Source organism: Allobosea sp., assembly GCF_035999205.1.
Classification (GTDB): Bacteria; Pseudomonadota; Alphaproteobacteria; order Rhizobiales; family Beijerinckiaceae; genus Allobosea.
Genome location: NZ_DASYHA010000019.1, coordinates 423,668 through 441,562, shown reverse-complemented (window position 1 = coordinate 441,562; position 17,895 = coordinate 423,668). Strand labels below are relative to the sequence as shown.

14 protein-coding genes are annotated in these 17,895 nt (G+C 67.9%); 7 read left to right on the top strand and 7 right to left on the bottom strand.

Going from position 1 to position 17,895, the window contains the following annotated elements; all coding sequences use genetic code 11:
• Position 1 precedes the first annotated feature (1 nt).
• From VGN82_RS10170 to VGN82_RS10160, 3 genes are all read left to right on the top strand, one after another.
• Positions 2–1,282, top strand: coding sequence for a TRAP transporter large permease (locus VGN82_RS10170; RefSeq protein WP_327526889.1), 1,281 nt, complete (start codon positions 2–4; stop codon positions 1,280–1,282).
• Positions 1,279–2,745 carry a mannitol dehydrogenase family protein gene (locus tag VGN82_RS10165; RefSeq protein WP_327526888.1) on the top strand — a complete coding sequence of 489 codons (1,467 nt, stop codon included), beginning with the start codon at positions 1,279–1,281 and terminating at the stop codon, positions 2,743–2,745. The genes VGN82_RS10170 and VGN82_RS10165 overlap by 4 nt, the downstream gene beginning before the upstream one ends.
• A 91-nt stretch (positions 2,746–2,836) precedes the next feature.
• Complete coding sequence (locus VGN82_RS10160) at positions 2,837–3,667, top strand: transporter substrate-binding domain-containing protein (RefSeq protein WP_327526887.1); 831 nt, start codon at positions 2,837–2,839, stop codon at positions 3,665–3,667.
• A 93-nt stretch (positions 3,668–3,760) separates the two neighbouring features.
• On the opposite strand, the gene VGN82_RS10155 is transcribed toward VGN82_RS10160, so the two are convergent.
• Complete coding sequence (locus VGN82_RS10155) at positions 3,761–4,915, bottom strand: amidohydrolase (RefSeq protein ID WP_327526886.1); 1,155 nt, start codon at positions 4,913–4,915, stop codon at positions 3,761–3,763.
• A 277-nt stretch (positions 4,916–5,192) separates the two neighbouring features.
• Here VGN82_RS10155 and VGN82_RS10150 point away from each other — a divergent pair, with 277 nt between their 5' ends.
• The 3 genes from VGN82_RS10150 to VGN82_RS10140 are packed head-to-tail and all read left to right on the top strand — an operon-like array spanning position 5,193 to position 9,050.
• Positions 5,193–6,902, top strand: coding sequence for a lysine--tRNA ligase (locus VGN82_RS10150; RefSeq protein ID WP_327526885.1), 1,710 nt, complete (start codon positions 5,193–5,195; stop codon positions 6,900–6,902).
• 39 nt (positions 6,903–6,941) lie between these two features.
• A complete protein-coding gene (locus VGN82_RS10145) occupies positions 6,942–8,333 on the top strand; it encodes an FAD-binding oxidoreductase (protein ID WP_327526884.1) in 1,392 nt (463 codons plus the stop codon).
• Positions 8,334–8,360: 27 nt separating this feature from the next.
• Positions 8,361–9,050 (top strand): nitroreductase, encoded by a 690-nt coding sequence (locus VGN82_RS10140; protein WP_327526883.1) that lies wholly within the window; start codon positions 8,361–8,363, stop codon positions 9,048–9,050.
• A gap of 7 nt (positions 9,051–9,057) precedes the next feature.
• On the opposite strand, the gene VGN82_RS10135 is transcribed toward VGN82_RS10140, so the two are convergent.
• Together VGN82_RS10135 and VGN82_RS10130 are read right to left on the bottom strand one after the other, a co-directional pair.
• Positions 9,058–10,017 (bottom strand): DUF808 domain-containing protein, encoded by a 960-nt coding sequence (locus tag VGN82_RS10135; RefSeq protein WP_327526882.1) that lies wholly within the window; start codon positions 10,015–10,017, stop codon positions 9,058–9,060.
• 97 nt (positions 10,018–10,114) lie between these two features.
• Positions 10,115–12,199 (bottom strand): 3-hydroxyacyl-CoA dehydrogenase NAD-binding domain-containing protein, encoded by a 2,085-nt coding sequence (locus tag VGN82_RS10130; protein WP_327526969.1) that lies wholly within the window; start codon positions 12,197–12,199, stop codon positions 10,115–10,117.
• Between the two features lie 197 nt (positions 12,200–12,396).
• On the opposite strand from VGN82_RS10130, the gene VGN82_RS10125 reads away from it, so the two are divergent.
• Positions 12,397–13,140 (top strand): enoyl-CoA hydratase-related protein, encoded by a 744-nt coding sequence (locus tag VGN82_RS10125; RefSeq protein ID WP_327526881.1) that lies wholly within the window; start codon positions 12,397–12,399, stop codon positions 13,138–13,140.
• A gap of 18 nt (positions 13,141–13,158) precedes the next feature.
• On the opposite strand, the gene VGN82_RS10120 is transcribed toward VGN82_RS10125, so the two are convergent.
• From VGN82_RS10120 to VGN82_RS10105, 4 genes are all read right to left on the bottom strand, one after another.
• A complete protein-coding gene (locus VGN82_RS10120) occupies positions 13,159–14,664 on the bottom strand; it encodes a tripartite tricarboxylate transporter permease (RefSeq protein WP_327526880.1) in 1,506 nt (501 codons plus the stop codon).
• A gap of 7 nt (positions 14,665–14,671) precedes the next feature.
• Positions 14,672–15,163 carry a tripartite tricarboxylate transporter TctB family protein gene (locus tag VGN82_RS10115; RefSeq protein WP_327526879.1) on the bottom strand — a complete coding sequence of 164 codons (492 nt, stop codon included), beginning with the start codon at positions 15,161–15,163 and terminating at the stop codon, positions 14,672–14,674.
• Positions 15,164–15,245: 82 nt separating this feature from the next.
• Positions 15,246–16,241 (bottom strand): tripartite tricarboxylate transporter substrate binding protein, encoded by a 996-nt coding sequence (locus VGN82_RS10110; protein ID WP_327526878.1) that lies wholly within the window; start codon positions 16,239–16,241, stop codon positions 15,246–15,248.
• A 124-nt stretch (positions 16,242–16,365) separates the two neighbouring features.
• Entirely contained in the window at positions 16,366–17,817 is a 1,452-nt protein-coding gene (locus tag VGN82_RS10105) for a serine protease family protein (protein ID WP_327526877.1), read from the bottom strand.
• Positions 17,818–17,895 lie beyond the last annotated feature (78 nt).

Below are 17,895 nucleotides of genomic sequence, written 5' to 3'. Positions count from 1 at the left end.
CATGGCCATCACGATCCTCTTCACCTCCTTCGCCCTGCTCCTGCTGATGGGCGTGCCGGTGGCCTTCTGCCTCGGCCTCTCCTCGATGGCGACGGTGCTCTATATCGGCATTCCGCCGGTCGTGATCTTCCAGCAATTGTCGACCGGCATGAACGCCTTCGCCATGCTGGCGATCCCGTTCTTCATCTATTCGGGCGACCTGATGATCCGCGGCGGCATCGCCGACCGGCTGATCCAGTTCGCCGCCTCGCTCGTCGGGCATCTGCGCGGCGGCCTCGGCCAGGTCAACGTCATCACCTGCACGCTTTTCGGCGGCATCTCCGGCTCGGCCGTGGCGGACGCTTCCGCCGTCGGCGGCATCATGATCCCGCAGATGGTGAAGCGCGGCTACGCGCCCGACTACGCGGTCAACGTCACCGCCAACGCCGCCATCATCGCGCTGCTGATCCCGCCCTCGCACAACATGATCATCTACTCGCTGGCGGCGGGCGGCACGATCTCGATCGCCGATCTCTTCACCGCCGGCGTCGTCCCCGGCCTGATGCTGTGCCTCGCGCTGATGGTCGCAGCCTGGGCCGTCGCGGTGAAGCGCGGCTACCCCGCCGATGCCTTCCCGGGCTTCCTCAGCGTCGCCCGCTACCTCGTCGCGGCGCTGCCCGGCATCCTACTGATCGGCATCATCTTCGGCGGCGTCCGGTCCGGCGTGTTCACCGCCACCGAATCCTCCTGCGTCGCGGTGATCTACGCGCTGCTGGTCACGATCTTCGTCTATCGCGGACTCGACCTGAAGGGCTTTACCCACGCCACGCTCGGAGCGGTCCGCACCACGGCGATGGTGCTTCTGATCATCGGCGCGGCGAGTTCCTTCGGCTGGCTGATGGCCTTCCTCGAAGTCCCCAAGGCGACGATCGAACTGATGCAGTCGATCTCCAGCAACCCGTTGATGATCCTGCTGCTCATCAACGTCATCCTGCTGGTGCTCGGCACCTTCATGGACATGGCGCCGATGATCATCATCTGCACGCCGATCTTCCTGCCCGTGGTCAAGGCCATCGGCGTCGACCCCGTGCATTTCGGCGTGATCCTGATCCTCAACGCCGGCATCGGCCTGAACACGCCGCCCGTGGGCTCGGTCCAGTTCGTCGCCTGCGCCATCGGCAAGGTCTCGATCAGCGAATCCATGAAGACGATCTGGCCGTTCTACGGCGCCAGCATTGCCGTGCTTCTGCTCGTCACCTACGTTCCGGCCTTCTCCCTCTGGCTGCCGGGCGTATTCCGTTGACGAGACTCACGACGAGGACGCAGTCCTCTCTGCCCGCCGCGGTTCGCCGCCCCGCCTATGACCGCACGACGCTGGCTCCGGGCATCATCCATCTCGGGCTTGGCGCCTTCGCCCGCGCGCATCTGTGCGAGTACACCGAGGACGCGCTGGAGCTGGAATTCGGTGCATGGGGCGTTACCGGCGCGAGCCTGCAGCGCCCCGACCAGCGCGACCGGCTGGCCCCGCAGGATGGGCTCTACACGCTGCTGAAGCGCGCGCCCGCTGGCCCGGAGCTGCGCATCATCGGCTGCGTCGGCGAGGTGCTGGTGGCACCGGAGAACCCTGCGGCGCTGGTTGCGCGCCTGGCCGCACCGGAAACCCGCATCGTCTCGCTGACGGTGACGGAGAAGGGCTATTGCCACGACCCGGCCACCGGCCGGCTCAGGGCCGACCATCCCGACATCGTCCATGACCTCGCCAACCCGGACGCGCCGCGCTCCGCCGTAGGCATCCTCGTCGCAGGGCTGAGGGCGCGCCGCGCCGCGGGCCTCGGTCCCTTCACCGCGCTGAGCTGCGACAACCTCCCGCATAATGGCGGGGTGCTGCGTGGGCTCGTCCGCGACTTCGCGGCCTTGAGCGACGATGCGCTCGCACAGTGGATCGAGGCGAACGGCGCCTTCCCCGCGACGATGGTGGACCGTATCGTGCCGGCCACCACGGACGCTGACATCGCTGAAGTCGCCGGCCTGATCGGACTGGAGGACGCCGCGCCCGTGATCGGCGAGCCCTTCCGGCAATGGGCCATCCAGGATATCTTCGCCGCCGGTCGCCCGGCCTGGGACCGTGTCGGCGCGCAGATGGTCTCGGAGGTCGCGCCTTTCGAGTTCATGAAGCTGCGCATGCTCAACGGCGCCCATTCCAGCCTCGCCTATCTCGGTTATCTCGCCGGCCACGAGACGGTCGCCGACGCCAGCGGCGACCCGGTCCTTGCTCGCTTCCTGCAGGGTCTCTGGACCGAGATCATCCCGACCGTGCCGGCCCCGCAGGGCGTCGTGCTCGGCGACTACGCCGACGCCCTTCTGGCGCGCTTCCGCAACCCGGCCATCCGTCACCGCACCTGGCAGATCGCCATGGACGGCTCGCAGAAGCTGCCGCAGCGGCTGCTCGGAACCATTCGCGACCGGCTCAAGGCCGGAGCTTCGATCGACCATCTCGCCCTCGGCGTCGCGGCCTGGATGCGATACGTCTCCGGTACCGACGAGAAGGGCGCGGCGATCGACGTTCGCGATCCACTGGCCGCGACCTTCGCCGAGAAGGCGAAGGCTGCCGGCCGCAACGCCCCGGCGCTGGCTCAATCCCTGCTCGGCATCGAGGCGATCTTCGGCGCCGACCTGCCGCGCGAGGAGCGCTTCACGAAGCCGGTCGAGAAACATCTGGCTGCGCTGTTTGAGAAGGGGGCCAAGGCAACGGCCGCTTCAATCTGAGGCGCAGCGCGTGGCATTCCCTCCGTCAAGGAGAGGGTTCGCCCCGCGCGAACCTCTTGATCATGCTGCTCCGCTCGCGCCAGATGCGCGCATGATCCGCGCCGTCCTCCTCGCGCTCACCCTGCTGATGCTGGCCCCGCCCGCAACGCAGGCGCAATCGCGCGTCATCGTGCCGAACTTCTGGGACCAGCGCATCAGGCTCGACCGGCCGGAACCTGGCCCGGCCCGTGTGATCCGCTTCCTGACCGACGACGAGTACCCGCCGCTGCATTTCGCCGGCCCCGACGGCAGCCTGACCGGCTTTTCGGTCGAACTCGCCCGCGCCGCCTGCGAAAAGCTCGGCTGGACCTGCACCGTGCAGGCACGCCGTTTCGACACGCTGCTGGATTCGCTGGCCGAGGGACGCGGCGACGTCCTCGCGGCGGCGGTGAATCTGACGCCGCAGATCCGCGCGCGCTTCATCGCGAGCCATCTCTATTTCCGCAGCCCCGCCCGCCTCGCGACCACGCGCGGCAACGCCCAGATCGAGCTCGACACCCGCAGCCTGCAGGGCAAGCGCGTCGCCGTCGTCGGTGGCACGGCTCACCAGGCCTTCCTGGAGCGGCTCCTGCCCTTCGTCCAGCGCCGCGAGACCGGCACGCTCGCCGGCGCGATCACGGCCCTGCGGAGCGGCGATGCCGAATTCGTCTTCGCCGACGGCGTCGCGCTGTCGCTGCTGCTGGCCGGGACAGGCGGCGGCGAACTCGCCTTCACCGGCGGGCCCTTCCTGGAAAGCCGCTACTTTGGCGAAGGCGTCGGCTTCCTCATCCGCAAGGACGATGCCTCGCTCAAGCGCGCGCTGGACTACGCGCTGCAGTCGCTGTGGGACGACGGCACCTATGCCCGGCTTTATCTCCGCTTCTTCCCGGTGAGCCCGTTCTGACCCTGCGCGTCGTTCCCAAGCGAAGCGAAGCGCAGACCCGAGAAGCTACGGCAAGAGATGCTCGGGCCGAGCCCGAGCATGGCGTTCAACCGCTCAGGCCGGCGCGTTGGCCCGCAGCGAGGTCTTCGCGACAGAGGCAAGCCAGCCTGAGGCGGCCGGGAGGATCGCATCGTTGAAGTCGTAGCGGTCGTTGTGGAGCTCGCCGCCATTCACGACCGGCCCATTGCCGATCCAAATGTAAGCGCCCGGACGACGCTCGAGGAAATAGGCGAAGTCCTCGCCCGTCGTGCTCGCCTTCAGATCGCGCCGGACGGTCAGGCCGGCGACCTCGCCCGCAGCGGCAGCCAGCTCTTCCTCTGGCGCGGTGTTGATCGTGGCCACGCCGTGCGTCGTCTCGACCTCGGCCGTCATCTCGAAGGTCGCGGCGATGTTCCGGGCGATGGTGCCGAGCCGCGCGAGGAGCCGCTCGCGGACCGCCGGCACGAAGGTGCGGAAGGTGCCCTCGATGAAGACGCTGGTCGGGATCTGGTTCGAGGCGAGCCCGCCATGCACCTGCCCGATCGAGACGACCGCCGACTCCATTGGGTCGACATTGCGCGCGACGATCGTCTGCAGCGCGACGATGAGATGCCCCATGGCGACGATCGGATCGCGCGTCGTCTCGGGCAGCGCTGCATGGCCGGCCGTGCCGGTCAGCGTGATCTTGAAACGGCCGGGCTCGGACATCACCGGCCCGCGATGCACTGCGATCGCACCCGCCTCCAGCCCGGGCCAATTGTGCAGGGCGAAGATCCGCTCCATCGGAAAGCGCTCGAGCACCCCGTCGGCGAGCATCGCCTGCGCGCCGCCGGCCCCCTCTTCTGCCGGCTGGAAGACGAACTGCACGGTGCCGCTCCAGCCCTCGTCACGGGCGAGCAGCGCGGCCGCCCCCAGCAGCGCGGTCGTATGTCCGTCATGGCCGCAGGCATGCATGACATTGGGCGTGCCCGACTTGTAGGGCAGGTCGTTGGCCTCCGCGATCGGCAGCGCGTCCATGTCTGCGCGCAGGCCGACCGAGCGCTCGGAGGCGCCACGCTTCAGGGTCGCCACGACGCCATGGCCACCGACGCCGGCGACGAAGGGCACGCCGAGCTCGGCCAGTTTCTCCTGCACGAACGCGCTCGTGGCCTTCTCATGCCGGCCAAGCTCGGGATGCGCGTGCAGATGCCGGCGCCAGGCGGTAAGCTTGTCGTGAAGTTCGCGGTCCAAGGCGGGGGTCCCTTTTGAGGCGTGGTGTCAGGCAACCTATACCCCGCTGATGAGCCGGCAACCCGCAAGTTTGCAGGCCGTCATTCCGGACAAGCAGCATCGCTCTTCGTCACGCCCAGCCCAACCCGGCAAAGGCCCGCGAAGGTCTTGCAGGAGCTATTCCCGTCGAGCCCGAGCATGACCACCACCCCAAGAGCCGCATTGACGCCCCCCTTCGCAATCTGCGAAAGCCCGTGCCTCGAATTTCTTGAATGCCCCGGAGAGGACACCAGCCCAAATGCCCGTTTTCGACCCCGCCCTTGTGGACGCCGCCCAGCGTTCGGCCGCCTGGCCGTTCGAGGAAGCTCGCAAGCTCGTCGCGCGGATCGAGAAATCGGGCAAGAAGGAGGTCATCTTCGAGACCGGCTACGGTCCGTCAGGCCTGCCGCATATCGGCACCTTCGGCGAGGTCGCGCGCACCTCGATGGTCCGTCACGCCTTTCGCGTACTGACCGGCGACACGATCCCGACGCGGCTGATCGCCTTCTCGGACGACATGGATGGCTTGCGCAAGGTTCCCGACAACGTCCCCAACAAGGAGCTGCTGGCCGCAGCGCTGGGCAAGCCGCTGACCGAGGTACCTGACCCCTTCGGCACCCATGATAGCTTCGGCCGGCACAACAATGCCCGCCTGCGCGCCTTCCTTGACCAGTTCGGCTTCGACTACGAGTTCAAATCCTCGACCGATAGCTACCGCGCCGGCGAGTTCGACGCGACGCTGCTGAAGATGCTGGCGCGCTACGACGCCATCATGAAGATCATGCTGGCGACGCTGCGCGAGGAGCGCGCCGCGACCTATTCGCCGTTCCTGCCGATCCACCCGGTGACGCGCGTCGTCATGCAGGTGCCGATCGACGAGGTCGATATCGAGACCGGCACGATCGTCTGGGCCGATCCTGCGACCGGTGAGCGCTTCGTCACACCCGTCACCGGCGGCCACGTCAAGCTGCAGTGGAAGCCCGACTGGGCGATGCGCTGGGTCGCGCTCGGCGTCGACTACGAGATGGCCGGCAAGGACCTGATCGACTCGGTCAAGGTCTCCTCGCAGATCGCCCGCGCCATCGACGGCACGCCGCCGGAAGGCTTCAATTACGAGCTCTTCCTCGACGAACAGGGCCAGAAGATCTCGAAGTCGAAGGGCAATGGCCTGACCATCGAGGAATGGCTCGAATACGGCCCGCAGGAGAGTCTGGCGCTCTACATGTTCCAGCGTCCGCGCGAGGCCAAGAAGCTGCATTTCGACGTCATCCCGCGCGCGGTCGACGAGTATCTGCAGTTCCTCGGCGGCTATGAGAAGCAGGACTGGAAGAACCGTCTCGGCAACCCGGTCTGGCATCTCCACAATGGCGAGCCGCAGCAGCCCGAGATCATCGCCACCGGCGAAGGCGAGAACGCGGCCCGTGCGCAGATCACCTTCGGCCTGCTGATGAACCTCGTCGCGGTCGCCAATTCCGAGGACAAGGCCGTGCTCTGGGGCTTCCTCCAGCGCTATGCGCCCGGCATCTCGCCGCAGACCCATCCCAGGCTGGATGCGCTGGTCGGCTACGCGATCGCCTATTTCCGCGACTTCGTGAAGCCCGCGAAGAACTACCGTCTCGCCGACGACACCGAGCGCCAGGCCTTCTCCGCGCTGGACGCTGCATTGGCCGCCTTGCCGGCCGATGCGAGCGCCGAGTTGGTGCAGGACACCGCGCTCGACGTCGCCCGCGCCATCCCGCGCTACCAGAACCTGACTGCCAAGAATGCCACGCCCGAACGCCCCGGCGTCTCGGGCGAGTGGTGGAAGGCGATCTACCAGGTTCTGTTCGGCGAGGATCAGGGCCCGCGTTTCGGCTCGTTCGCCGCGATCTACGGCCTCGCCAACACCCGCGCGTTGATCGCCAAGGCGCTGGCGGGCGAGCTCGTTGCGGAGCACGCCGCCTTCGTCGAAGCCCGCAAGGCGAGCTGACGGCGGAAGACCAGGGCCGCGGGCGACGAGGACGAGACCATGACCATCCCCGCTGACGCCCTCGCCGCCCTGGCACAGGCCGTCGGGCCTGGCGCCTTGCTGACGGGAGCTGCGATTCCCGAGCGCAACCATCGCGACGCCTCGCGGCTGCCGGCCCATCCGCCGGCCGCGCTCGTCCTGCCCCGGACGACCGAGGAAGTCGCTGCTGTCGTCAAGGCCTGCGCGCGCCTCCAGCTCGCGCTCGTCGTACAGGGTGGCATGACCGGCCTCGCCGGCGGCGCCACGCCGGCTGAAGGCGAGATCGCGCTCTCGCTGGAAAAGATGAGCGGCGTCGAGGAGATCGACCCGGTCAGCCGAACCATGACGGCGCTCGCCGGCACGCCGCTCGCCGTGATCCAGGAGAAGGCGACCGAGGCCGGCTTCCTCTACGGCGTCGATCTCGGCGCCCGCGGCAGCTGCACCATCGGCGGTAATGTCGCCACCAATGCCGGCGGCGTACAGGTTCTCCGTTACGGCATGACCCGCCGCAACGTGCTCGGGCTCGAGATCGTGCTCGCCGACGGACGCATCGTCCGCCATCTCGAGAAGGTGGTGAAGAACAATGCCGGCTATGACTGGACGCAGCTCTTCATCGGCAGCGAAGGCACGCTCGGCATCGTCACGCGTGTCCTGCTGGCACTGCAGCCGGCAGTCAGCGGTGTTCAGACCGCCTTCTGTGCCGCACCGAGCACCAGCAAGGCCCTTGCCGCCCTCAACCGCCTCGACGCCCGGCTCGGCGGCAGCCTCCTCGCTTTCGAGGCGATGTGGCCCGAATACATGAACGCCGCCGCCGAACATGTCGGCATGCCCTGCCCCTTCGCCCGGCCGGCCGAGGTGACACTGATCGTCGAAGCCGCGATGGGCTCGGGTGAGGCCGGCCCGGAGACCTTTACCGAGGCTCTGTCCGAGCTGATCGAGGAAGGGCTTGTCGAGGATGCGCTGATCGCGCAGTCGAGCCGTGAGCGTGAACGCTTCTGGGCCTATCGCGAGGGCAATTACGAGTTTTACCGGGCCATGCCGCCCGGTGTGCATTTCGACGTCAGCATCCCATTGGCCTCGATCGAGCGCGCGATTGGCCTGCTGCGCGCACGCCTCGCGGCCCATCACGCTGCAGCTCAGCCGATCGTCTTCGGCCATCTCGCCGACAGCAACCTGCACATTTCAATTCATTCGCCCGAACTCGACGATCTGCGCGCCGGTTTTTCGGCCATCGTCTATGAGCTCGTGAAGGAGATGCGCGGCAGCATCTCCGCCGAGCATGGAGTCGGCGTGCTCAAACGCCCCTATCTCGGCATGAGCCGTTCAGCCGAAGAGCTCGCCCTGATGGCGACGCTGAAGCGTACGCTCGATCCCGCCGGCATCCTCAACCGCGGGCGCATTCTGGCGCTCTGACGACGATCCGCAACCGGAGACGAAGCGATGAGCCATCACGCAGGATCGGAAGCCGTCGAGCACGCGATCACCTCGCGTCGCGCCATCCGCGCCTTCCTGCCCGATCCGGTGGATTCGGCATTGGTCCGTCGCCTCATCGAGGTCGCTGCCCAAGCCCCGAGCGGCACCAACATGCAGCCCTGGAAGCTGCGCGTGATCGGTCCGAAGACACGCGAACGACTGGAGACGGCGCTGATCGCCGCACTGGATTCGCCCGACTTCCCGGCGGAAGAGGAATACCGCTACTATCCGCAGACCTTCCGCGAGCCCTATCTCTCGCGCCGCCGCAAGGTCGGCTGGGATCTCTACGGCCTGCTCGGCGTGACCAAGGGCGACGTCGCCGGCATGAAGCGTCAGAGCGCGGCCAATCTGCGCTTCTTCGGCGCACCGGTCGCCCTGATGCTGACCGTAGACCGCGACCTCGAGATCGGCTCTTGGCTCGATCTCGGTATGTTCGTCCAGAGCCTGTTGATCGCCGCTCAGGGCAACGGCCTGCAATCCTGCCCCCAGGCGATCTTTGCGCGGTTCCATCCGGTGGTCCGGCGCGAACTCGAAATCCCGGAGAGCGAGGTCGTGGTCTGCGGAATCGCCATCGGCCGCGCCGACCCCGATGCGCCCCAGAATGGTCTCGTGCCCGAGCGCGAGCCGGTCGAGAGCTTTACGACCTGGCTCGACTGAGACCCCGTCAGTGCGCGCCCCGGCGCTTCAGCAGGGGTTCGACCAGACGATGCATCGCGATGATGGCGATACCTCCGACGATCAGACCGAAAACAGCCGAGAGCGCCGCGCCGACGAACCACTCGATCGCTCCACCCAGCGCCGGCAGCGCCTTCGCGGCCGCGGCGGCCATGCCATGGCTGGCATGGCCGATCGCGATCAACCCAAATTCCTCCAGCCCATGGATGATGATGCCGCCGCCCACCCAGAGCATCGCAGCCGTGCCGACCGCACCCAGCGCCGTCAGGAAGTGCGGCATGCCGATGACCAGCCCGCGCCCCAGCAGCCTGACCGGCGCGAAGCTCTGCTGCGCCAGCGCGAGCCCGGCATCGTCGGCCTTCACGATCAGCGCGACGACGCCATAGACGAGCACGGTGATGCCGATGCCGACCACCGCCAGCACCGTCGCCTGCATCCAGAACGATGCCGTCGAGACGGTCGAGAGCGTGATCGCCATGATCTCGGCGGACAGGATGAAGTCGGTCTTGATCGCGCCGGCGATCTTCTGCTCCTCGAGCTGCTTCGCATCGAGCGCGGCCGTCCCAGCCTCATCCTGTAGCGCCGGGGCATGCGGCATGACGATCTCGAAGATCTTCTCGGCACCCTCGAAACAAAGATAGACGCCGCCGGCCATCAGCAGCGGCGTGATCAGCCAGGGCGCGACCAACGCCAGGATCAGCGCGCCCGGCAGCAGGAAGAGCAGCTTGTTCTTCAGCGAGCCGAGCGCGATCCGCCAGATGATCGGCAGCTCGCGTGATGCCGCGAAACCGACGGCATAGCGCGGCGTCACCGCCGCATCGTCGATGACGATGCCCGCGGCCTTGGTCCCGGCCTTGGTCGCCTGCGCCACGACATCGTCGACCGAAGCAGCTGCAACCTTCGCTATTCCGGCGATATCGTCGAGCAGCGCGAACAGTCCAGAAGCCACGGCCCATCTCCAAATCCCTCTTGCGGCATTGCAGCAAAGCTATTCCGGGCAACGGCAGCGTGACAATGCCGCCGCCCGGCCACGACGAAATCGGATGCTATGCGGCCTTGGCGCCCAGGCTCGCGAAATCCTTGCCCTCGGCCGCGAGCTTGCGCAGCAGGGGTGCCGGCTCGAGCGACTTGTCGCCCGTCTCAGCAGCCTGCTTCTCCAGGCGCTTGACGATGACGTCGAGCCCGACGCTGTCTGCCCAGTGCATCGGCCCGCCGCGCCAGGTCGGCCAGTTATAGCCGTTGAGCCAGATCACATCGATGTCGCCCGGCCGGGCCGCGATGCCCTCGTCGAGAATGCGCGCACCTTCATTGACCATCGGGTCCAGCAAGCGCGAGAGGATCTCGTCCGAAGTGAAGCTGCGCCGCGTCACACCCTGCTCCTTCGAGATCCGCGCAATCAGGGCCTCGACCTCGGGATCGCGCTGGCCGCTGCGGGTGCCCTCCGGATAGAGGAAATAGCCGCGCCCGGTCTTCTGACCGAACCAGCCGGCTTCGCAGATCGCGTCGGCCACGGCCGCGGTCTTGCCCCGCGCCTTGCGTGACCGCCAGCCGATATCGTTGCCGGCGAGGTCGGCCATGGCGCAGGGCCCCATCTTGAAGCCGAAGCCGGTCAGGGCCGCATCGACCTCATGCGGCAGTGCGCCTGCGACGAGCAGGCGCTCGGTGGCACGGGTGCGCGCCTCCAGCATGCGGTTGCCGACGAAGCCGAAGCCGTTGCCGACCACGACCGGAACCTTGCCGAGCCTGCGCCCGAGCGCCATCGCGGTGACGATAGCGTCGTCGGCGACGCCCTCCGGCCGGACGATCTCAAGCAGCTTCATGACGTTGGCCGGGCTGAAGAAATGCATGCCCAAAACGTCCTGCGGCCGCTTCGTCGCGGCGGCGATGGTGGGGATGTCGAGATAGGAGGTATTGCTGGCAAGGATCGCGCCAGGCTTCGCGATGGCATCGAGCGCCGCGAAGATCTGCTGCTTGACGCCAATCTCCTCGAAGGCCGCCTCGACCACGATATCTGCCTCGGCGGCAGCCGCGAGTCCGACCGCGGGCGTGATCAGCGCCAGGCGCTCGTCGCGCTTCTGCGGCGTCAGCGAGCCACGCGTCACCGACATCTCGTAGATCGCGGCGACGCGGTTCATGCCGTTGTCGATCTGCGCCTGTTCCTGCTCGATCAGCGTGACCGGAATCCCGGCATTGGCGAAGCACATCGCGATGCCGCCACCCATCGTACCGGCCCCGATCACGGCGGCCTTCGCGATCGGACGCGGCTTCACCTCGCTGCCGATGCCCGGCACGCGCGCAATCTCCCGCTCGGCGAAGAAGACATGGCGGAGCGCCTTGGAACGCGGATCGGTCCGCAACTTTGAGAACAGCGCACGTTCGGTCGCCAGCCCCGCGGCGAATGGCGAGGTAAAGGCCGCGCGCACCGCCTCGATCAGCGCCATCGCATTGGGCATGTCGCCGAACTTCCGGGTGGCATCGGCCGCAAGCGCCTCGAAGGCTTCGCGATCGGTGCCGGTCAGGCGGGCCTCTGCGTCACGGGTGCGCTCGGGCTTTCCCTGCGCGACCAGCGCCTGCGCACGCGCGATCGCCGCCGCCACCACGTCGCCGGCGGTGACCTCGTCGACCAGGCCCAGTTCGAGTGCCTTGCCTGCCGCGACCGGCTCGCCCGACAGCATCATCGCGAAGGCTTTCGCTGCGCCGATCAGGCGCGGCAGGCGTTGCGTTCCGCCAGCGCCGGGGATCAGGCCGAGCTTGATCTCAGGCAGGCCGAGCATCGCCGCCGCCGACGCCACGCGGCCATGGCAGGCGAGCGCGACCTCCAGCCCACCGCCAAGCGCCACGCCCTGGATCGCCGCCACGACCGGTTTCGCGCTGGCCTCGATGGCATCGAGCACCTCGGGCAGGAAAGGTGGGACGAGCGGCTTGCTGAATTCGCTGATGTCGGCGCCCGCGATGAAGGCGCGCCCGGCAGCCGCGATCACGATCGCCGTGACAGCCGGATCGGCCTCCGCATCGGCGATGGCGCGGGCAAGGTCGGCGCGCAGGGCTTGGCCGAGTGCGTTGACCGGCGGGTTGTCGATCGTCGCGATCGCGATCTCGCCATGGCGGGCGAGCCGTACGGTCTCCATCAGCACATATCCTCGGCTTGTGCCGGGACCATCTGCCCGGTCGATTGAGGGCGAAGGAGGAGGTCAGGCGGGTGCACTTTGTCAAGCCGGGCGGTCGCTTGACCCGCGGCGAACGGGCATGCCAAGCCTGTCGCCAACACAATCACGAGCCCGATATCCGGATGCTGGACCATCGGCCGACCGCAGGGATGGATTTGCCGATGACCGCCGCCGTTCTGAGCGAAACCGTTGCGCCCGGCGTCTTCCAGATCACGATGAACCGGCCGGATCGGAAGAACGCGCTCGACCGGGCGAGCTACGTCGGGCTGATCGAAGCCTTCGCAGCGGCCGAGGCCGATCCACAGGTCCGCGCTATCCTGATCACCGGGGCCGGCGGCTGCTTCACCAGCGGCAACGACATCCGCGACTTCGCCGCGTCGGCCGGCGACGGCGCCCGCATCGCCATGGATTTCCTGACCTCGATCTCGACCGCGACCAAGCCGGTCGTCGCCGCCGTCGAGGGCTTCGCCGTCGGCATCGGCACGACGATGCTGCTGCATTGCGACCTCGCCTTCGCCGGCGACAAGGCGGTCTTCCGCATGCCTTTCGTCGCGCTCGGCCTCTCGCCCGAGGGCGCTTCGAGCTATCTGCTGCCGCTCGTCGCAGGGTCGAAGCGCGCGGCCGAATTGCTGATGCTGGCGGAGCCCTTCGGGCCGCAGGCTGCGCTCGAGGCCGGCCTGCTCAACGTAGTCGTCGCGGAAGGTGCGGCGCTCGCGGCCGCGCTCGACAAGGCGAAGGCGCTGGCCGCCCTGCCGCCGCAATCGGTCGCTCTGACCAAGCTTCTGCTGAAGCGGGGGCATGCCGCCAGCATCGCTGAGACGATCGCAACCGAAGGCCGGCATTTCGGCGAGCGCCTGCGCTCCGAGGAAGCGCAGGCCGCCTTCGCGGCGTTCCTGAAGCGCTGAGACGACCGAGCGCGCCGGCTAGGCCGGCACCACCCGACGGCCTCTCATTTTGTCCATGGCCCAGGAGAACACCGGCCAGAGCAGAGCGGCGAAGGTCATGGCGGCGAGCACGCTCGCGACCGGACGGCTGAAGAAGGGCAGCATCGAGCCGTCCGACTTGATCAGCGACGTCACGAAGCTCTGCTCCACCATCGTGCCCATCACGATGCCCAGCACCATCGCCGCGACCGGATAGCCGTTCTTCTCCATGACGAAGCCGAGGAGGCCGAAAGCGGCGACGCAATAGACCGCGAACAGGTTGTTGCCCGCCGTGGCGAAGGCGCCGACCGCGCAGAACACCATGATCACCGGCATCACCGCCGAGCGCGGTGCCCCCACGACCCGGCTCGCCAGCCGGATCATGACGATGCCGAACGGGATCATGATGATATTGCCGAGGATGAAGATGATGTAGAGCGCGTACATGCTCGACGCCTGTTCCGTGAACAGCGTCGGCCCGGGGTTCAGCCCCTTCATGTAGAGCACGCCGATCGCGATCGCGGTGATCGTATCGCCGGGGATGCCGAACAGCAGCGCCGGCACCCAGCCCGAGGCCAAGGATGCGTTGTTGGAGGCGCCGGCCTCGATCAACCCTTCCGGATGGCCTGTGCCGAATTTCTCCGGCGTCTTCGAGAAGCGCTTCGCCATGGCGTAGCTGACCCAGGCGGCCATGTCGGCGCCGGCGCCGGGCAGCACACCGATGATGATGCCGATGATGTTCCCGCGCGTCTGCTGCTTCGGATACTCCTTGGTCAGCTTCCACTGCCCCTTGAGGATCGAGCCGAGCCTGCGGTTCTCGAGCTTGGGCGGCTCGCGCTCGGTCATCGCCCGCATGACTTCCGCCAGCGCGAAGACGCCGACCAGCGCCGGGATCGGCTCGATGCCGCCGAGGAGGTCGGTCGAGCCGAGCGTGAAGCGCGCCACGCCGCCGGGATTGTCGATGCCGATGCAGGTGATCAGCAGCCCGAGCAGCATCGAGGCGATCGCCTTGATCGGCGAGGAACGCGCGACGAGCGTCGCGCACATCAGCCCGAGCATGGCGAGCCAGAAATTCTCGTAGGTCGAGAAGGACAGTGCGAATTCGGCCAGGACCGGCGCCAGCACCATCAGCGAGAGCGTGCCGGCGATGCCGCCGAGCGCCGAGAACCACAGGCAGATGCCGAGCGCGGTCTCCGCCTCGCCCTTGCGGGTCATCGCATAGGCCTCGTCGGTATAGGCCGCCGAAGCCGGAGTGCCGGGGATGCGCAGCAGGCAGCCCGGAATGTCGCCGGAGAAGATCGCCATGGCGGAGGCCGTGATGATCGTCGCCACCGCGGCGATCGGCGAGAGATAGAAGGTGACGGGCACCAGCAGTGCGGTCGCCATGGTGGCCGACAGGCCAGGCAGAGCTCCGACCGTCAGGCCGTAGAAGGCCGAGGCCACGATCGCGATCATGACGTCGGGCTGGAAGACGAGCCCGAAGGCCTGGCCAATCGTGTTCATCATGGCAACATTACCAGGGGAAGGGCAGAAGGCCGCCCGGGAGCGGCACGCGCAGCAGCTTCAGGAAGATCAGATTGATGGCGAAGGGCGCGATGATCGCCAGCGGGATCGCCAGCTTGGCCTTCGCGCCGAAGGCGAAGCTCGCCGCCGCAACCATGATCGCCGCCGTCGGCAGGAAGCCGAGCGGCTCCGAGGCGACCGCGTAGAACAGCACCAGCACCGGCGGCAGCAGGGCGAGCCAGTTGCGCCAGGCCGGCAGCGGCTCGAGCAGCTCCGGCGCGGTATGGCTCGCCATGTCGGCTTCGGCCACTTGCTCGAAATGGCGGCCGACGCCGAAGACGATCAGCACGCCGCACAGGACGAGCAGGGCACCGACGACCATCGGAAAGGCGGAAGGCCCGACCTGCTGGCCGGGAACCGGCGGCAGCTTCGAACCGTAGAAGAAGGCAATCGAACCGAGCGCTGCGAGGGCGCCGCCGGTCACGCGGTCGGGCAGTTGCATCAGCAACCTCATGATATCGGAACGGCCGGAGACGACGACGCCGGAGAGCCTGGGGCTCTCCGGCGTCGGTGAAGCGGGAGGTTTAGGCCTTGGAGAGGCCCGCCGCCTTCATCGCCGATGCCATCGCCTTGTCGCCATCCTCCATGAACTTCGCGAAGCCGGGGCCGTCGGCGAACTTCATGCCGAAGCCGCGGGCATTCATGAAGTCCTGGTATTCCTTGGACTCGAAGGCCTTTTTCAGCGAGGCGGTGACCTTGGCCTGAATGTCCGCCGGCATGCCCTTGGGCCCGGCGATGCCGCGCCAGGCGCCGACCGAGTAGTTGATGCCGAGCGTCTCGTTCAAGGTCGGCACATCCTTGAACTGCGGGTTGCGCGCATCGGCCATGATGGCCAGCGACTTCGCCTTGCCCGCGTCGATCATGGCGCGCGCTTCCGGCACCGAGCAGGTGACGATGTCGACACCGCCCGCTGCGAGGTCCTGCATGCCCGGCGCCGCGCCGTTGGACGGAACCCAGGCGACATGGTCCGGCTTCAGGCCCATGGCAACGAGCCAGCCGATCAGCGCCAGATGCCAGATGCCGCCCTGGCCCGTGCCGGAGGCCTTCATCTTGCCGGGAGGCGCGGCCTTGATCGCATCGGCCAGCGCCTTGATGTCCTTGTAGGGGCTCGAGGTCGCGACCTGCACGCCCGGCGGATCCTCGTTCATCAGGCCGAGTGCCGCATAATTGGTCGATTTCAGCTCGGTCAGACCCTGATGATGCATCATGGTGATCTCGACCGTGAGCATGCCGATCGTGTAGCCGTCGGGCGCCGCGGTCGCAATCGCCGAATGGCCGACCACGCCCGAGCCACCGGTCCGGTTCACGACGTTGAAGGGCTGGCCGAGTTCCTTTTCCAGGAGCTGGGCGACGATGCGTGCGGTCGCATCCGTGCCACCACCTGCGCCCCAGGGGCAGATCAGGGTGACGGGCCGTGATGGCCACTGCGCCTGGGCGATCGCCGGCTTCGCGATCAGGCCTGTTGCACCGATCGCGGCCGCTCCCGAGAGCACACCACGCCTGCTGATACTATCCTTCATTGCCGTTCCTCTCCCTAAATCGATTTAGTATCCGAGCGCTCCTCGTCATCGACGGGGCTCTCTTGCTTAGACGATGTATCTGAGCCGATTGTCGCGGTGGAGACAACTGCTCTTTCGGCGATTTCTACAATCCGCAGATGATCGGCAGCACCGACGGCGCGACCTTGTCCACCACGGCCCCCGTGCTGAGTTCCGGACCGGGAGTCGCGACCTGGGCCGTCAGCCCGGCCCGCGTCATCAGCGCCAGCAAGGCGGCGCTGTCGGCCACGGCATAGGCGCGTTGCGGTGCGACGCCCGCGATCAGGACCTTGTCCGACGGGTTGCCCGTCACGATGCCTGCGGGCCGCCCCTGCCGGTCGAACACAGGCGTGCCGGATTGCCCCGGCTGTAGCGGCGCGAACACGGCGACGCCCGCGCCGACCCGCGCACCCTGCCCCGGAAGCGCGACGGCCGCGCGCTTGCCGCTCTCCTCGCCGAAGGCGACCAGGACGAGGTTCTCGCTCTCGCCCGGTGCTTCCGCCCGCAGGCCGGTCGCGGCAAGCGCCGGGCCGCCCTCGACATCGAGCAGAGCGAGACCGCCCTCCGGCGATCCGCGCAATCGGGCGGTGCGGCCGCCGGCACGCAGCGACCGGCAACCGTCGATGGCAACAGCCACGGTGACCACAACGCGGTCGGAAACGGCGAGCCCGACTCCATAGCGCTCCGTCACTCGCACCGGCACGGCCGCCGCCGCAGACCCCGTCACAGACGCGGATGCAGCCGATGCCACGGCTGTCGGGGCCGGCAACGGCCCGGTCGGGAACGGCTCGAAGCTCGTCGCGATGGCGATCACCAGCTTGTCGATCGTGCCCGACAGCGCCTTGTCGTAGCCAATGGAGAAACCACGCAGCCCCGACGGGCCCGACGCCAGCCGGCGATAGAACTTGCCGGTCGGCGTCTCGCCGGTGACGACGAAGAAGTCCGGCCGCAGCAGCTTGTAGGTGATCTTGCGGCCCGGATTGTTCGGGGTCGGCGCCGTCGCCTTCTCGAAGACCGCCTCGAGCGTCTCGCCCGGCGACGTTGTGGACGTGTCGAGCGTGACCTTGCCGTCCTCGCTCTGCCAGCGACTGCCGGTGGACGAGACGTCGCGCTTGGGCAGGATCCTCGCGGGGATGCCGATGCGCGCGCCGGTCTTGTCGTCGGCGATCAGCCGGAAACCGGCGGCGTCCCGCGCTGCCTGCGCCGCCTGCGCCAGGGCGCGCCGCTCGGCCGGGTTCAGCATGCCGTCCGCCGCGCCGCGGGCGGGAGCCTTCAGCGCATTGATCGCCCGAAAGGTCAGTGGCCCGTAGCTACCGCTGGCCGCGCCATTGAAATGGCCGGTCCAGATCAGATCGGTCTGGATCGCCTTGCGCTCCGCCTCGGGCAAGCTCTCGAAGCTTGCCTGAGCGGCCGCAAGCTGTGGGCTGGACGCGCCTGCCGGGGCCTGCGGCTGGGGCTGCGCCCGGGCGCCGGCGAGCGGCACGCTCAGCAGGGCGAGCGCCAGAGCGACGGCTCGAACCTGCTCGTTTCGCGGATGATGCAGACGGGCGCGCGGCATGGGTCTCGTCCTTGAAGGGCGGGCGGAGCGGACGCATTGAGCGCCAGAACGGCACGCGCTGCAACCGCCGGGTGACCA

Bases quoted from the DNA above. Each gene is read 5' to 3' on its own strand.
- VGN82_RS10150 (WP_327526885.1), top strand. From the start codon at position 5,193: ATGCCCGTTTTCGACCCCGCCCTTGTGGACGCCGCCCAGCGTTCGGCC.
- VGN82_RS10125 (WP_327526881.1), top strand. From the start codon at position 12,397: ATGACCGCCGCCGTTCTGAGCGAAACCGTTGCGCCCGGCGTCTTCCAG.
- VGN82_RS10120 (WP_327526880.1), bottom strand. From the start codon at position 14,664: ATGATGAACACGATTGGCCAGGCCTTCGGGCTCGTCTTCCAGCCCGAC.
- VGN82_RS10140 (WP_327526883.1), top strand. From the start codon at position 8,361: ATGAGCCATCACGCAGGATCGGAAGCCGTCGAGCACGCGATCACCTCG.
- VGN82_RS10110 (WP_327526878.1), bottom strand. From the start codon at position 16,241: ATGAAGGATAGTATCAGCAGGCGTGGTGTGCTCTCGGGAGCGGCCGCG.
- VGN82_RS10170 (WP_327526889.1), top strand. From the start codon at position 2: ATGGCCATCACGATCCTCTTCACCTCCTTCGCCCTGCTCCTGCTGATG.
- VGN82_RS10145 (WP_327526884.1), top strand. From the start codon at position 6,942: ATGACCATCCCCGCTGACGCCCTCGCCGCCCTGGCACAGGCCGTCGGG.
- VGN82_RS10105 (WP_327526877.1), bottom strand. From the start codon at position 17,817: ATGCCGCGCGCCCGTCTGCATCATCCGCGAAACGAGCAGGTTCGAGCC.
- VGN82_RS10115 (WP_327526879.1), bottom strand. From the start codon at position 15,163: ATGCAACTGCCCGACCGCGTGACCGGCGGCGCCCTCGCAGCGCTCGGT.
- VGN82_RS10160 (WP_327526887.1), top strand. From the start codon at position 2,837: ATGATCCGCGCCGTCCTCCTCGCGCTCACCCTGCTGATGCTGGCCCCG.